Source organism: Streptomyces sp. CA-210063 (genome assembly GCF_024612015.1).
Taxonomy (GTDB): Bacteria; Actinomycetota; Actinomycetes; order Streptomycetales; family Streptomycetaceae; genus Streptomyces.
The window spans coordinates 530926-546361 of the sequence record NZ_CP102512.1; the positions used below are offsets into that span (position 1 = coordinate 530926).

13 protein-coding genes are annotated in these 15436 nt (G+C 70.8%); 6 read left to right on the plus strand and 7 right to left on the minus strand.

The window, feature by feature from the left end; translation table 11 throughout:
• Positions 1 to 196 precede the first annotated feature (196 nt).
• From JIX56_RS02285 to JIX56_RS02305, 5 genes are all read left to right on the plus strand, one after another.
• Positions 197 to 1120 (plus strand): MurR/RpiR family transcriptional regulator, encoded by a 924-nt coding sequence (locus JIX56_RS02285; RefSeq protein ID WP_257537061.1) that lies wholly within the window; start codon positions 197 to 199, stop codon positions 1118 to 1120.
• A gap of 196 nt (positions 1121 to 1316) precedes the next feature.
• Positions 1317 to 1700 carry a hypothetical protein gene (locus JIX56_RS02290; protein ID WP_257537062.1) on the plus strand — a complete coding sequence of 128 codons (384 nt, stop codon included), beginning with the start codon at positions 1317 to 1319 and terminating at the stop codon, positions 1698 to 1700.
• 106 nt (positions 1701 to 1806) lie between these two features.
• Positions 1807 to 2124, plus strand: a complete 318-nt coding sequence (locus JIX56_RS02295; protein ID WP_257537063.1) for a YkvA family protein — start codon at positions 1807 to 1809, stop codon at positions 2122 to 2124.
• Positions 2125 to 2164: 40 nt separating this feature from the next.
• Complete coding sequence (locus JIX56_RS02300; protein WP_257537064.1) at positions 2165 to 3511, plus strand: CAP domain-containing protein; 1347 nt, start codon at positions 2165 to 2167, stop codon at positions 3509 to 3511.
• A 130-nt stretch (positions 3512 to 3641) separates the two neighbouring features.
• Entirely contained in the window at positions 3642 to 4757 is a 1116-nt protein-coding gene (locus JIX56_RS02305; protein WP_257537065.1) for a serine hydrolase domain-containing protein, read from the plus strand.
• A 37-nt stretch (positions 4758 to 4794) separates the two neighbouring features.
• On the opposite strand, the gene JIX56_RS02310 is transcribed toward JIX56_RS02305, so the two are convergent.
• The 3 genes from JIX56_RS02310 to JIX56_RS02320 are packed head-to-tail and all read right to left on the minus strand — an operon-like array spanning position 4795 to position 8848.
• The gene (locus JIX56_RS02310) at positions 4795 to 7158 is read right to left on the minus strand and encodes a glycoside hydrolase family 65 protein (protein ID WP_257537066.1); all 2364 of its coding nucleotides are present in this window, start codon (positions 7156 to 7158) and stop codon (positions 4795 to 4797) included.
• Positions 7155 to 7913, minus strand: a complete 759-nt coding sequence (locus tag JIX56_RS02315) for an HAD family hydrolase (protein WP_257537067.1) — start codon at positions 7911 to 7913, stop codon at positions 7155 to 7157. The genes JIX56_RS02310 and JIX56_RS02315 overlap by 4 nt, the downstream gene beginning before the upstream one ends.
• 56 nt (positions 7914 to 7969) lie before the next feature.
• Entirely contained in the window at positions 7970 to 8848 is an 879-nt protein-coding gene (locus JIX56_RS02320; protein ID WP_257537068.1) for an ANTAR domain-containing protein, read from the minus strand.
• Positions 8849 to 8952: 104 nt separating this feature from the next.
• Here JIX56_RS02320 and JIX56_RS02325 point away from each other — a divergent pair, with 104 nt between their 5' ends.
• Positions 8953 to 9612, plus strand: a complete 660-nt coding sequence (locus JIX56_RS02325; protein ID WP_257537069.1) for a nucleoside/nucleotide kinase family protein — start codon at positions 8953 to 8955, stop codon at positions 9610 to 9612.
• 298 nt (positions 9613 to 9910) lie between these two features.
• On the opposite strand, the gene JIX56_RS02330 is transcribed toward JIX56_RS02325, so the two are convergent.
• The 4 genes from JIX56_RS02330 to JIX56_RS02345 form a co-directional block, all read right to left on the minus strand.
• A complete protein-coding gene (locus JIX56_RS02330; RefSeq protein ID WP_257537070.1) occupies positions 9911 to 11743 on the minus strand; it encodes a hypothetical protein in 1833 nt (610 codons plus the stop codon).
• A 70-nt stretch (positions 11744 to 11813) separates the two neighbouring features.
• Entirely contained in the window at positions 11814 to 13532 is a 1719-nt protein-coding gene (locus JIX56_RS02335; protein WP_257537071.1) for a hypothetical protein, read from the minus strand.
• A 2-nt stretch (positions 13533 to 13534) separates the two neighbouring features.
• Complete coding sequence (locus JIX56_RS02340; protein ID WP_257537072.1) at positions 13535 to 14437, minus strand: carbohydrate ABC transporter permease; 903 nt, start codon at positions 14435 to 14437, stop codon at positions 13535 to 13537.
• Positions 14434 to 15354: a carbohydrate ABC transporter permease gene (locus JIX56_RS02345; RefSeq protein ID WP_257537073.1), complete on the minus strand. Its 921-nt coding sequence runs from the start codon at positions 15352 to 15354 to the stop codon at positions 14434 to 14436. Before JIX56_RS02345 ends, JIX56_RS02340 begins: the two co-directional genes overlap by 4 nt.
• Positions 15355 to 15436 lie beyond the last annotated feature (82 nt).

The following is a 15436-nucleotide window of genomic DNA, read 5'->3' on the forward strand; positions in this document are numbered from 1 at the left end:
GTTCTCCCTGGTGTCGACGACAGGGGGCGGGTACCCCCATGGTGGGCCCGAAACGGGGTTCTCGCAGGTCGCGCGAGAGGGCGCCCGCCGATGGCGGGGCCGCCCCCTCCGCCCCGGGAGCGTGGCCCGATCCGCCCGGGGCCGCACGGGCCGTGGGCTATGTTGAGTGGTCGTGGGAGACGAAGGAGGCGCGCGGGTGCCATCGCCGCAGCAGGCACGTGCGCAGGCATCAGCGATCACGTCCGGGCGGACCGCCCCGGAGACCGAGCAGTCGCCCACGTCCCGGCTCAGGGAACTGTTCGACGGCCCCCGGCTCTCCCCCGGGCAGCGGCGGATCGCCCAGTATCTGATCGAGCACATCACCGAGGCCGCGTTCCTGTCGATCACCGATCTCGCGGAGCGGGTCGGCGTGAGCCAGCCCTCGGTGACCCGGTTCGCCGCGGCCGTCGGTTTCAGCGGCTACCCCGCGCTGCGCGAGCGGCTCCAGGCCATCGCGCTCGCCACCCTGGGCAGCGCCCCGGCCACCACCGCGGCCGACCGCAGCAACGAACTCCAGGCCGCCGTGGACGCCGAGATCGAGAACCTGGAGAACCTGCGGCGCGACTTCGCCGACCCCGACCAGGTGATCGAGGTCGGCCGCGCCCTGTCCCGCTCGACACCGCTGACCGTCCTCGGCCTGAGGATCTCCGGCGCGCTCGCCGAGTACTTCGCGTACGCCGCCCGCCGTATCCACCCCGACGTCCGGCTGGTGACGAAGGGCGGCACGGTCGCGTACGACGCGTTGCTGCAGTCCCGGGAGGCGGGCGGCACCTGGGTGCTGGCGTTCTCCATGCCCCGGCACGCGCAGGAGACCCTGACCGCGCTGCGGGTCGCCCACGGCGCCGGGCTGAAGGTCGCCCTGGTCACGGACCTGGCGCTCGGGCCGCTCGCGGACGAGGCCGACGCCGTCTTCGCCACCGGCACCGGCTCACGCCTGGTCTTCGACTCCTACGCCGCCCCCGTGATGATGTCCTCCGCCCTGCTCCAGGCCATGACCGACGCCGACCCCGAGCGGACCCAGGCCCGGCTGGAGGCGTACGAGCAGGTCTCGGAGCAGCACCAGTTCTTCCTCAGGGAGTGATCCCGTTCCTCCCCACATGCCAGTACAGCAGCGGATTATTCACCACTTTCCCGGCATGAATTTTTTCATGTTCTTGCAAACTCATCGGTATATATAAATACTGCTCGCGGCCCCGGCCCCCATCCCCTGGACCGGGGCCGCCCAGACTCCACACCCGCTGACCCAATGGCGTCGATGCAAGACCGGAGCGTTGAACATGGCCCTCACCTCCTCGCCGATCCGCACGGACTGGCCGTGCCAGGTCAAGACACCCGGGAGTTACGACTGGGAGAGGTCAGCGGCCAAGTGGCTGCGCGAGCTGGTGCCGGCCCGTTACGGCACCTACCCGGCGATGATGCGCCACCCCGTGCTGCTCGCCCGCCATGCCCAGATCCAGGTCCAGCACGAGATCCGGGTCGCCCGCACCGCCCTGCAGACCGCCCGCGCCGAACTGCCCAGCCTCGGCATGTCCGAGTCGGTCATCGAGCACACCATCAAGATGTACGCCGCCGAGGTCATGCAGCTCAACCACATCGCCCGCTCCATCCGGGCCGTCAGCCAGGCCCTCGTGGACCACAACCTCGCCCGTGCCTCGCACTGACCCGCCCCCGCTCCCCGCGCGCCGCGGTACACCGCGCCCCCACGGGGAAGACGATGGACAGGCACAAGCCGGGCGCACCGCCCGGCTCGACTGAGGGGCGGGACCGATGGATTCCTGGACCTGGGGCGTGATCGCCGCGATCGCGCTGATCGCGGCCGCCGTCCTCGGAGTGGCCGTCTGGCTGCTCCTCCGACTCGTCCGCACCCGGCGTGAACTGAGCCGGGCCGGACTCCCCACCGGACCCAAGTGGGTCTTCTGGGGCGCCGTCCTCTATCTCGTCCTCCCGACCGACCTGGTACCGGACCCGGTCTATCTGGACGACATCGGCGTCCTCCTCCTGGCCCTGAAAACGATGCGGTCCGGCCGCCAGGACGCCCTGGCCACCGAACGGCAGAAGGACACGGGAACCGCCCTGCGGGGGTGACACGTTGTCGGGCTGACGGTCACTGCGACGGACGGCACCGATGAGCGAGCTGACACCAGGGGGCAACCTCCCCCTGCCCGACGGCACCCTGACGATCAGGGTGCCGGGCCCTTTCGACGTGTCCGCCCTCATCACCGACGACACAGGCAAGGTCCGCGGCGACACCGACTTCGTCTTCTACAACCAGCCGACGGCACCGGGCGCCCGCCTGGCCGGCGAGACGTTGACAGTGGACCCACCCGCACTGCGCGCCGGAGCGACCCGCCTCACCGTCGCGATCAGCCCGGCCGACCCGGACACGCCGTTGGGCCACCTGCCCGCACCGACGTTGCTCGTCACAGGAGCGGCAGGCCGGACCATCGTCCGCTTCACACCGCCGAGGCCGCAGCGGGAGACCGTACTGCTTCTGGCGGAGCTGTACCGCAAGGGGGCCGGGTGGAAGGTCCGGGCGCTGGGACAGGGCTATGCGGACGGGCTGGCGGGGGTCGCGAGGGACTTCGGCGTGGACGTGCTGGAAGAAGAAACGCCCACAGCAGCACCCCTGAAGGGGCGCGGGGAACTGCGCGACGAGCCCCCACCGGCCCGCACCCTGACAACCCCACCGGCACCCACCCCGAACGGCTTCCTCGGCCTGGTCAACTCCACCCGCACCGCCACGGGTTCCCCGACCGTATCCCTGAATCCCCGGCTCACCGCAGCGGCCCAAGCGCACGCCACAGCGATGGCCGCACAGGGCCGACTCGCCTCGGAAGGCACGGACGGCCTCTCGGTCTACCAACGCCTCACGGCCGGCGGCTACGCCTACCTCACCATCGGCGAACACCTGGTCTCCGGCCCCCGAACCCCCGCCGAGTTCGTGGACTACTGCCTCTCCGACCAACAGGCCAGGCAGACCCTCTGCGCACCCACATACAGCGAGGCAGGCCTCGGCCACGCGACCGACCCCCGCTCAGGAACCGTGTTCTGGACGGCGCTCTGGGCCCACCCCTTCTCCCCCGGCGGCCTCCGACAAACCGCCACCGACGTCATCGCCCTCACCAACGCCGAACGAGCCGGCGCCGGCCTGCCCCCGCTCTCCCCCGACCCCCTCCTCACCAACGCCGCGCAGGCGCACAGCGCCGACATGGTGGCGCGGGCCTTCTACGCGCACACCTCCCCCGACGGCGGCGAACCCTGGCACCGCGCGGCGGCGGCCGGCTCCACCCGTCGGTCCATCGGAGAGAACATCGCGTGCGGCCAGCGTTCCGCCGCCGAGGTCGTGCGCGGCTGGATGAACAGCCCCGGGCACCGGGCGAACATCCTCAAACCCGGCTTCACCCATATAGGTATCGGGTTCGTCGGCGGCGGCTCCGCGGGCACGTACTGGACCCAGCTCTTCGGCGGCTGAAACCGATCCGCCGGAACCGTCCCTCTTTCGAGTCGGTCAACTCGCCCCCGCACCGGGCTACTTGACTCTATGTGATCACTCGACTCCAATGCGGCTTGTCGATGACAGCAGGCAAGGGGAGACGAATCACATGGTTTCGAGAACGGTGGGCACGGGCGCGGCGACGCTGGGCGCGGTCGTGTTGTCCCTCCTCACGGCCCCCGCCCAGGCGGCCACGTCCGCGGGGCCCGACACGACCGCACTGCGAAAAGTGCTGCGCACGGCGCTGTCGCAAGGCGCGCCGGGCGCGTTCGCGAGGATCGACGACAACGGCACGGTGCACCATCTGGCGGAGGGTGTCGCCGACCGGTCCACCCAGCGGGCCCTCGGCACCGGAGACCGCATCCGCGTCGGCAGCGTCACCAAGACGTTCACGGCGGTGGTCCTGCTGCAACTGGTGGACGAGGGCAAGATCAAGCTCGACACCTCGGTCAACACGTATCTGCCCGGGCTGCTGCCCGACCGGCGGATCACCGTGCGCCATGTGCTCAGCCACCGCAGCGGCCTGTACGACTACGCCAACACCCTCTTCTCCCCCAGCGTGGCGGGCTTCGAGAACGTGCGCGACAGGGTCTTCACCTACCGCCAGCTGATGGACCTGTCGCTCGCCAAGCCGCTCACCGGCAAGCCGGGCGTGGCCTACGCGTACTCGAACGCCAACTTCGTCGTGGCGGGCATGCTCATCGAGAAGATCACCAAGAAGCCGGTGGCGACCGCGTACCAGGACCGGATCATCAAGCCGCTGAAGCTGACCGACACGTTCTACGTCCACCCGAAGAACACGATCCCGGGGAAGTACTCCCGCGGCTATATGACCGCCGACTCCACCGGGAAGAAGATCGACTCGACGCGGCAGACGACGTCGTGGGCGCAGAGCGCGGGGGCTCTGGTGTCCAATGCCAAGGACCTCAACAAGTTCCTTCCCGCGCTGGTGAAGGGGAAGCTCACCTCGGCCGCCCAGTTGAACCAGATGCTGAAGTGGACGCCGGTGAGCAGCACCCAGGCGTACGGGCTGGGGCTGCGCCGACGTGATCTGTCGTGCGGGGTCTCGGTGTACGGGCACACGGGGACCGTGCAGGGCTACTACACCTGGGCGTTCACCTCGAAGAGCGGCAAGCGCAGTGTGACGTCGTTCGCCAACACGTCCAACAACGGCACGGTGTACGCGACGATGAACCGCACCCTGGAGTCCACCTTCTGCGGCTGACCGGCCGGCGGCCGATCGTCCGAACCCGCCCGGTGTCTCAGCCCGTCCGCCTGCGACGGTGGTGGCCGGGACGCCGGTGCGGCGGCTGTTCCGGCGCCGGGCCGGGTGGTTGGGGTGCCGGGATGTCCAGCCGCCGGGGTTTGTCGCCGTCGAGGGTGACCGGTTCGCCGTAGTGGCGGATGGTCAGGGAGTCGCCGGAGAGCAGTTCGTAGGTGGTGTACCGGGGCCTGATCTCCACGCGCAGGCAGGTGCCGGACAGGCCGAGGTTGAAGGCGAGCCGGCTCAGGCGCTCGGGGAGGCGGGGGGCGAAGCCGACGGTCCTGCCGTCGTGGCGCATTCCGCCGAAGCCCGCGACGAGCGCCGTCCAGGTGCCGGCGAGGGAGGCGATGTGGAGGCCGTCGCGGGTGTTGTCCTCCAGGTCCGCCAGATCCATCAGCGCCGTCTCGGTCAGATAGTCGTAGGCGAGATCGAGGTGGCCCACCTGGGCGGCGATGACGGCCTGGCAGCAGGCGGACAGGGAGGAGTCGCGGACGGTGAGGGGCTCGTAGTAGGCGAAGTTGCGGGCCATCTGCTCGTCGTCGAAGCGGTCGCCGCACTTGTACATGGCGAGGACCAGGTCCGCCTGCTTGACGACCTGTTTGCGGTAGAGGTCGAAGTAGGGGAAGTGCAGCATCAGCGGGTACTGGTCGGGCCCGGTGTTCTTGAAGTCCCAGCGCTGGTGGCGGGTGAACCCGGCGTGCTGCTCGTGGACGCCCAGCTCGTGGTCGTAGGGGATGTGCATGGCCTGGGCGGCGTCGCGCCAGGCGGCGCTCTCCTCGTCGTCGACGCCGAGCCGCTCGGCGCGGTCGGGGTGGCGTTCGACGGCGTCGACGGCGGCCAGGAGGTTCGCGCGGGCCATGAGGTTGGTGTACGTGTTGTCGTCGACGACGGCGCTGTACTCGTCCGGGCCGGTCACCCCGTCGATGTGGAAGGCGCCGTGGTGGTCGTGATGGCCGAGGGAGCGCCAGAGCCGGGCGGTCTCCACGAGGAGTTCGACGCCGGTGTCGCGTTCGAAGGCGGTGTCGCCGGTGGTGGCCGTGTGGCGGACCACGGCGTCGGCGACGGCGGCGTTGACGTGGAAGGCGGCCGTGCCGGCGGGCCAGTACGCGGAGCGCTCCGAGCCGTCGATGGTCCGCCAGGGGAACGCGGCGCCCTTCAGGCCGAGTTGGGCGGCGCGGTCGCGGGCGGCGGGCAGGGTGTTCTGGCGCCAGCGGAGGGCTTCGGTGACCGCGTCGGGCGCGGTGTGGGTGAGCAGCGGCAGCACGAAGGTCTCGGTGTCCCAGAAGGCGTGGCCGTCGTAGCCGGAGCCGGTGAGGCCCTTGGCGGGGATCGCGCGCTGTTCGGCGCGGGCGCCCGCCTGCAGGACGTGGAACAGGGCGAACCGTACGGCCTGCTGGATCTCCTCGTCGCCGTCGACCTCGACGTCGGCGCGGGCCCAGAAGTCGTCGAGGCGGGACCGCTGTTCGTCGACGAGGCCCTGCCAGCCGCCGTACGCGGCGGCGGAGAGGGCGGCGTCGACCTGGTCGCCGACGGCGGGCAGCGAGCGGGTGCTCGACCAGCCGTAGGCGACGGTCTTCTCCACCCGCAGCCGCTCGCCGGGCTTCAGGACGGTGGTGGCGGTGAGGCGGGCGACGTCGTCCCTGCTCTCTCCGTCGGTGGTGATCTCGCCGGGCCCGGTGACGATGTGGTCGGCGGCGGCGCCGACCCGCAGGCCGCTGCGCCGGGTGCGGTGGACGAGCCGGAGCCGGGGCCCGTCCGCGAAGTGCTCCTCCGGTTCCAGCGGCGCCTTCAGGGCGACGGCGGCCCGTGGATCGCCCTTCCGCTGCGGCAGTTGCTCGTTGGCCACCAGCTCCGACTGGACGACGATCCGTGCCTCGCTGTCGACCGCCTCGACCTCGTAGGCGACCGCGGCGATCGCCCGCTGCGTGAACGACACCAGGCGGGTGGAGCGCACCCGGACGGTCGTCCCGGCCGGGGAGGTCCACTCGCAGCTGCGGCGCAGCACGCCCGCGCGCAGGTCCAGGACGCGTTCGTGGGAGTGGAGTCGGCCGTAGCGCAGGTCGAAGGGCTCGTCGTCGACGAGCAGGCGGATGATCTTGCCGTTGGTGACGTCGATGACCGTCTGTCCGGACTCGGGGTAGCCGTAGCCGGCCTCCGCGTACGGCAGCGGGTGGAGTTCGTGGACGCCATTGAGGTAGGTGCCGGGCAGCCCGTGCGGCTCGCCCTCGTCGAGGTTGCCGCGCCAGCCGATGTGCCCGTTGGACAGGGCGAACACCGATTCGCTCTGCGGCAGGACGTCGAGATGGAGTCCCCGTTCCCGCAGGGCCCAGGGTTCGACGCCGTACGACCTTTGGGTGATCACGCCCAGTCCCCCAGTTCCGTCAGATCCGCTACGACGACGTCGGCGCCGTGGGCGCGCAGGGCGTCCGCCTGGCCGACGCGGTCGACGCCGACGACGTGTCCGAAACGGCCCGCGCGTCCGGCGTCCATGCCGGCGAGGGCGTCCTCGAAGACGGCCGCCTCTGCGGGTTCGACGCCGAGGTCGCGGGCGGCGGCGAGGAAGGTGTCCGGGCGGGGTTTGCCGGGCAGGCCGCGCTCGGCGGCGACCACGCCGTCGATGCGTACCTGAAAGAGGTGCTCGGCGTCGATCGAGCGCAGAACGTCCCGGCAGTTGGCGCTGGAGGAGACGACCGCGGTGTGCAGGCCTTGGGCGCGGACCTTCTCGACATAGCGCAGGGTGCCGTCGTAGGCCTCGACGCCGTCGGTGCGGATGAGGTCCAGCAGCAGCTCGTTCTTGCGGTTGCCGAGGCCGTGCACGGTGGGTGCGTCGGGCGGGTCGTCGGGGGTGCCTTCGGGGAGGTGGATGTCGCGGGAGGCGAGGAAGGTGCGTACGCCGTCGGCGCGGGGGCGGCCGTCGACGTACTCGTCGTAGTCGGCGGCGGGGTCGAAGGGCCGGAAGGCGTCGCCGTCGCGTCGGCGCAGGAACTCGTCGAACGCCCGCTGCCAGGCGGCGGCATGCACCACGGCGGTCTTGGTGATGACCCCGTCGAGGTCGAAGAGGCAGGCGCGGATCCGCTGGGGCAGGCCCAGTTCGGTCAGCTCGGTCGTCTCTGTCATGGGGGACGGGGTTCCCCGCGTGGCGGAAGTCAGTGGGCCGGGAGCGCGACAACCGGTCATCGGCGGCTGATGCGGCCGCCGCCGTGGGCGCGGCCGAGGGTGTGGAGGTGTTCGAGGGCATCGAGGACGACGGTGCGGTCGTACCAGGCGAGCCAGCGGCCCACCTCGGCGCCGACCACCTCCAGTTCCTTCGTCTGACCTTTCGTCAATTCCCTTACCGGGCGGTCGGTGTGGACGGACACGACGCCCACACACCGGTGGGACTCGGTGGTCAGCGGCACGCTGTGGACGCCGCGGCAGCCCGCGCGCAGGATGGTCTCGCGGGCCGGTTCGGTGAACACCGGGTCCGTGGCGACGTCCTGGACGGTGACAAGTGCGGTGCTCTGCGCGGCGGCCGCGCAGGCCGTGCCGTCGTCGTCGACGTAGGCGAAGAAGTCGACGAAGTCCTCCGTGAGCCCCGTGTGCTTCTCGATGCGCAGTCCGCCCATGGTGCGGTCGGTGATCTGGACGTTGCCCATGTCGGTGCCGACGACGGCGAGTGCCTGGCTGAGGACCGCTCCGAGGACCTCGCTCCGGTTGGCGCGTCCGACCCGACGGGTCCGGGCCTCGTCGAAGCTGAGAACCGGCTCGGCGTGCCGGGCCCGGCCGGGAAACCACACGGCGTCCCGCTCGTCCGGGCGCGGTGCGCTCACCGCGGCCTCGGCCAGGGTGCGCAGCTTGACGTTGTACTGCTGCGAGGCCCGCTGAAGCAGCGCGAACGCGCTCTCCGCGTCCGGCAGCGCATAGCGTTCCCGCAGCATGCCCTGGGCCTGGGCGACCAGTGGCCGGCCCTCCATACGGGTGCGCAGCTGCCGTACCTCCGCACGCAGCCGCGCCAGTTCCTCCCGCACCGCCTCGCCTTCGCCGTCGGGCTCCGACCAGGTCCTCTCCGTCATGCGGCGTCTTCCCCTTTTCCTCGTTCCCCCCGCTCCGACCGACAGCAGGGCTCGTCTGCCCGCTCTCGGCCCGCCTACGCCGATTCCGGTCTACCGTCGTCCGTATGCCCCTGACCTTCGACGACCTGCTGGAGCGGGCCGCTTCCCTCGTCCGACCCGGCCGCCGGGCCCTCCTCGGTATCGCCGGCAGCCCCGGCGCGGGGAAGACCACCCTGGCCGAGCAGGTGACGCGCACACTCAACGGCGACGGCGAGCCCTGGGTCGTCCACGTCCCCATGGACGGCTTCCACCTCGCCGACGTCGAACTGGCCCGCCTCGGCCGCCCGGACCGCAAGGGCGCGCCGGACACCTTCGACGCGGCCGGGTACGCGGCCCTGCTGGCGAGGCTGCACGGCGACGAGGACGACATCGTCTACGCACCGGGCTTCGAGCGCACCCTGGAGCAGCCCGTCGCCGGCTCGATCCCGGTGCCGCCCACGGCCCGTCTGGTCGTCACCGAGGGGAACTACCTCCTCCTGGGAGACCGCCCCTGGCCCCGCGTCCGGTCCCACCTCGACGAGGTCTGGTTCTGCGACCTCGACGAAACGGAACGCGTACGCCGCCTCGTCGCCCGCCACGAGGAGTTCGGCAAGGAGCACGAGGAGGCGGTCACCTGGGTCCTCGGCACGGATCAGCGCAACGCGGAGCTGGTGGCGGCGACTCGGGGGCGGGCGGACCTGGTGGTGCCGGCGTCGGCCATGCCGCAGGTGGGGGCGGAGGCCTGAGGGGTGAGGGGTGAGGGCGCCCGGCGGCTGCGGCTGGGCGGGGGCGGGCTGCGCTCACCGGCGCTTGCCGGGTGCCGCTGCGCCCACCCGTGCCGCCCCTAGCGGCACGACTGCCCGCAGCTACGACAGGCAGGCTTCCCCGTCCCGCTGCGGGTGGGCGCGCCCCAGCGGCACGACTGCCCGCAACTACGACAGGCAGGCTTCCCCGTCCCGCTGCGGGTGGGCGCGCCCCAGCGGCACGACTGCCCGCAGCTGTGCAAGGCAAGCCTGTCCCTCTCGCTGCTGGGACGGCCGATGCTCAGGCGCGCAGTGTCAGGGTCGGTTCGCCCTTCTCGTCTCCGGCAGGGGGGCCGATCACCGCCGTGAACGCCTCCGTGCGGATCATCAGGCCCTCCGGAGTGCGGTCGAAGGCAGGGGCGAAGGTGTCTCCTGAGCCGCCATAACGGACGGCGAAAACGTTCAGGTCCTCCGGAGCTCCCGGTGCGGGCGTCGCCTCGATAGCGGTGGAGGCCACCAAGTGCGACCAGCCCTCGTCCGGGTTGCCGTAGCCGCGCGGGTCGGCGGCCAGGGCGAAGGCGGCGAGTTCCTGGGTGGTGTCGGTGCGGGCGTCGAAGAACTCCGGGCCCTCGGTGGCCGGGTGGGTGAGGCGGAGGTCACCGGCGGAGGTCACCTGGGCCTCGGCGATGCGGCGCAGGCCGTCGCCGTCGTCCGACACGTACGGCAGGCCGGCGAGGAGGTACGGCTCGCCGGGGAGGCGTTCGACGGCGACCGTGGTCCACAGGCGGGTGCCGTCGGTGACGTACAGGGACTGGACGTGGCACAGCACGTGGTCGCGGGTGACGACCGGCTTGGTGACCAGCTTGGCCGTCAGGCCGTCGGTCCGGACGTCCCGGACGCGGGTCTCGCCCATGGGGCGGCACAGCAGGAAGCCGTCGACGACCGGGCCGAAGCCGTGCCGGCGGTTGACGGCCGCGGGGAGGAAGTACGTTCCGTCGGCTTCGATCAGCGACGGGGTCATCTTCGAGTCGAAGGCGACCGAGACTCCGCCCGCGCGCAGCTGGTGCCGGACCGGTTCGGTGGACGGGGTGCGGTGCCAGGGCGTGGTGTCCTGGATCTGCCAGACCAGCATCCATGCGAAGTGGCCGTCGACGCCGCCGTCGGGCTTGACCGCGTGCCGGCCCCAGCGGGTGTCGCCCCGGTAGCGGCCCAGGTCGGCGCCGATGCGGTGGCCGAAGTAGCGCAGGCCGAGGACCGACTCGAAGCCGGAGTGCTGTTCGCTGTAGCGCGGGCCGCCGTTGTCGAAGCCGCCGACCGTCAGTCGTGCGTCGATGTAGCGGGCGACCGCTTCCCCGTCCTCGGCGAAGATCTCCTCGCCGCTGACCAGGTGGGCCTTGGCGAGGAAGGACAGGGAGATCGGACCGTAGTTGTTGTCGTACGCGCCGCCGTGCTCCGGCGGGAGGAGTGCGCCCCGGTCGCGTACCCGGTGGGCGCGGATCTCCTCGAGGTACAGGGCGATCGCGTGGGCGCGGACCCGCTGTCCCTCCTCCGGCAGGAGGTGGCGGGCCAGCATCAGGCCGCCCACGACGCAGCCGATCGCCTGGTTGCCGGCCTCCTGCGGGTTGAAGAAGGTCGCCTCGGTGAGCCAGCGCCAGTAGCCGCGGCTCATCTCCCGCAGGGCGTCGGTCTGTTCGGCGTCCAGGAGACCGTCCGCGAGGTCGAGCAGGTTGACGGCCTGGAGCAGCGCCCACACCGTGCTCGGCCAGTCGCCGATCGGGTGGGCGCCCGACGCCAGGGTGTAACGGGCGTACGGGAAGCCGGAGTTGCGGAGTCTCAGGTTCGGGTAGCCGGGGTTGTCGTCCGTGTAGACGCGCTCGCGGAGGTGGAAGTCCGTGCTGCGGCGCACGGCCTCCGGCAGGCGCGGATCCCCGGTGCGGTGCCAGGCGAGGGCCAGCAGCGAGGTGACGCCGAGGGAGGTGTCGCCGATGTCGTCGACGCAGTCGGGGTGTTCGAGGTTGCCCTCGGGCGTGAGCCGGGCGAGGGCCTCCTCGGTGACCGCGGCGAGGACCTCGTCGTACGCCTCGGGGGTGTCGGGCAGGTCGTGCAGGGGGCCGCGCTGGTGCGTGAGGTACACGGAAGGGGACGCGAGGTGCACGGGGATCAGCCCTTCATGCCTGGGGTGGCCATGGCGTGGTTCGTCGGAGTCACACCACGGGTGCGGACCGGCGGGCGCGCAGTGTGACGGTCAGTGTGTGCGGGCCGAGTCCACCGATGTGGACACGGTTCCCGGTCGTCGCGTCGGTGCCGCCCACCACGGTGTAGTCCTGCCCCGGGTCGTACCGCAGTACGTCGCTCCGGTCCGGCCCGGCCAGCGGTTCGCCTGCCTCGACATCGGCCTCGATCCGGATCTCGTCGTCACCGACCCGGTAGGTCATCGGCCCGGTCGTCAGGCACCAGCGTCCGTCGCCGATCGGTACGGCGCCCTCTGGCACACCGCCCGGCCGGAAGGTCAGTTCGAGGGACCAGGGCACCCGTGGTCCGCTGATGTCGATCCGCAGGTCGGCACCGTCCTCCCGCAGGTCCACCTCGACGCGGGTCGTGTGGGAGACCTCGTCCCGAGGCCGGTCCGGGAAGGCCATCGAGGCCGAGAAGCGTCCGTCGTCCACCAGCCGGTAGACGCCGTCGTCCCGCCTCTGGTCCGTCGGGAGCGGCTGGTAGTAGGCGGCCGTGAGGGTTTCGGTGAGCCGGTACCGGTTGTCGGCGGGCTGCCGCATGTCGGCGGCGCGGAACGGGCCCAGGTCGAAGAACCCCCGCGAGAGACGGACCGCGTCGAGGACGGCTTCGCCGGCGAACAGGCGCAGGAAGGTGGGGTTGCAGGCGAGGCCCGAGCGGATGCGCCGGTGCTCGGGCACGTCGGAGCCGCCGTACACCACCGTGTGCGCGGTGGCCGAGGCGCGTGCGGCGAGGCGTGCGGTGGTGAGGTACCGGTCGCGCGGAAGGGCCTCCGGGGTCGGGGCCGGCAGGGCGCGGCACAGGTCCGGGGTGAGGAGGGTCTCGGCGAGCAGGTCGGGGTCGTCGATACCGCCGGCGGCCGCCAGCCGCGCCACCCGGGCGAAGTCGCCCCGGCCGGTGCGGATCGCGAGCAGCCGGTAGTGCGGCAGGTAGGGCGCCAGCGGGAACGGGTGGTACTGGTCCTGCCGTCGCGAATGGACGGTCTCCACCGTGCCGTCCGGCCTGATCAGGTCCAGGGTCGTGGCGAGATTGCGTTCGACGGCGTACAGCAGGTCGGCGCGGCCGAGCACTTCGGCCAGCAGCAGCAGCGACGGGTTGGACACATGGGCCGCGTAGTTGGCGCTGCGTTCCGAGTACAGGCCGTCCGCGTCGATGTCGACGCCCTCGGCGAGCCACTCCTCGACGCGGTCGAGCAGCCGGTCGTCCGGGAACGACCGGTGCAGCCGGGCCAGCGCCGCGCACAGCTCCCAGCGGTGGTTCGGGGTGTGCACCCCGCCCGTCAGGAGGCTGCCGGTGGCGGCGCCGGCGATCTCGGCGAGCGCGGCCGTGACGTCGCGCAGTTCCGGGCCCGCGTCGGCGGCGAGGACGTGCGCGTCGCACACGTCGTTGACGGTGAAGGCGGAGTCCGGCGGTGACTGCACGTTGTCGCCGCCGGCGAAGAGGCCGGTGGTGGTCTGCGCGGCCCGCAGGGCGCCGAGGTGGGTCATCGCGGCGGCGACGGCCTGGCCGCTGCCGTGCAGTGCCGAGTCCGGGGATCGGTATGCCGCGACCAGGGTCTTCACCCGCCGCGCCAGACCACGGTGCGGCACACCGGCGGGTTCCTCGTCGGGGCGGGCCGCGAGCGGGGCGGCCGTCCGGTCGGCGGCGCGGGCCGCCGACCGGACGAACTCGTGGTCGAGCGGGGTGGGCAAGGTCAGTCCTTCAGTCCGGCGTTGATGTCGGCGTTCATGACGTACTTCTGGAACACCAGGAAGACGACGATCAGCGGGACCATGGAGATGACCGATCCGCCGAGCAGCACCGACCAGTTGATGTTCTGCGCGCCGACGAGGCTCTGGATGCCGATCTGCACCGTGAACTTCTCGGGGTCGTTCAGCATCAGCAGCGGCCAGATGTAGTCGTTCCACCTCCACTGGAACGACAGGATGGCGAGCGTCAGCATGATGGGCCGGGAGAGCGGCACCATGATCCGCATGAAGATCGACAGTTCACGCGCGCCGTCGATGCGGGCGGCCTCGATGAGCTCGTCGGGGACCGTCAGGAAGAACTGGCGGAACATGAAGCACCCGGTCGCGGTGAGCAGGGCCGGGAGGATGATGCCGGAGAGCGAGTTGTAGAGGCCGAGGTCGCGGACCACCAGGAACAGCGGGGCGAGCATGACCTCGGCCGGCAGCATCGTGGTGGCCAGGATGCAGAGGAAGAAGGCCTTGAGCCATTTGTTGTCGTACTTGGCCAGCGCGTACCCGGTGCAGCAGCTGACCCCCACCGTGAGGATCGTCGCGATCACGCACACGATGATCGTGTTGATGAAGTACCCGGAGAAGTTGGCGCTTGCCCACGCTTCCTTGTAACCCGACACGGTGGGGTCGTCCGGGAACAGCGTCAGCGGAAGGGAGAACAGGTCTCCCGCCGGCTTCAAGGAGCTGAGGACGAACCACAGCACCGGCAGCCCGTAGAGGCCCGCCAGGACCCACAGCAGAGTCGTCGGGGCAATCGCGCGCCGAAGCCCGCCGCTCGCCGCGCCGCGGGACCGCTTCCTGGAGACGGCCGGCACGGAATCGGTGTCGACCTTGCGCACTGTGTCTGTGGTTGTCATCGGTTCTCCACCCGCCGGTTGACCATCATCTGGATGATCGCGACGGCCATCAGGATGAGCATGAGCACGAACGACGCGGCGCTCGCGTAGCCGATCTGGCCCGTCTTGAACCCCGTCTGGTAGATGTACTGGACAAGCAGGTTGTTCGACGTTCCGGGTCCACCGTTGTTGAGGGAGGCGAACACCGCGTATTCCTTCATCGCGTGGATCGTGTTGAGCAGGATGACGATGAAGGACGTGGGGGCGATGCTCGGCAGGGTGATGCTGATGAACTGGCGCCACGGACCGGCGCCGTCGAGCGCCGCCGCCTCGTAGTACGACGTCGGTACGTTCTTGATCGCCGCGATGAACAGCAGCATGGAGAAGCCCGTCCAGGCCCAGGCTGCCGCCACCACGACCACGATCAGTGACAGGTCCGCGTTCGACTGCCAGGGAACGGCGCTTCCGCCGACCTTCTCGATGAGGTAGTTGACCAGTCCGAAGTTCTCACCGAACAGCCATCGCCACAGGACACCCACGATGATGGGCGACAGCAGCCACGGGATGAAGAAGAAGATACGGGCGACCGACGCGCCCTTGGCGTGCTTGCTCACCAGCACGTTGGCGATGAGCAGCGACAACACGAAGTTCAGCGGGACGAAGAGCACGGTGTACAGCAGCGTGCGGGTCGTCGCGGAGTAGAAGGTCGAGTCCCCGAGCAGCTTCTGGTAGTTGTCCAGTCCGACGAACTGGAACGACCCCACACCCGTGTAGTTCGTGAAGGAGTAGACGAGCCCGATCACCGCCGGCCAGACGAAGAACAGCGCGAAGAGCACGACATTGCCCGTGATGAGGACGAGCGGTGCGAGGGTGTACTTGCTTCGTCTCCTGGGCGGGCTCACGGACACGTCCGAAGCGTCCGAGGCGCGTTTTGTCATCTTCCTGACTCCGTGCTGGTGGAATGGATTCCGGTGGGCTCAGGCCATGAGCCCGGCATCACGTGGAGACCGGGGGCCCGGG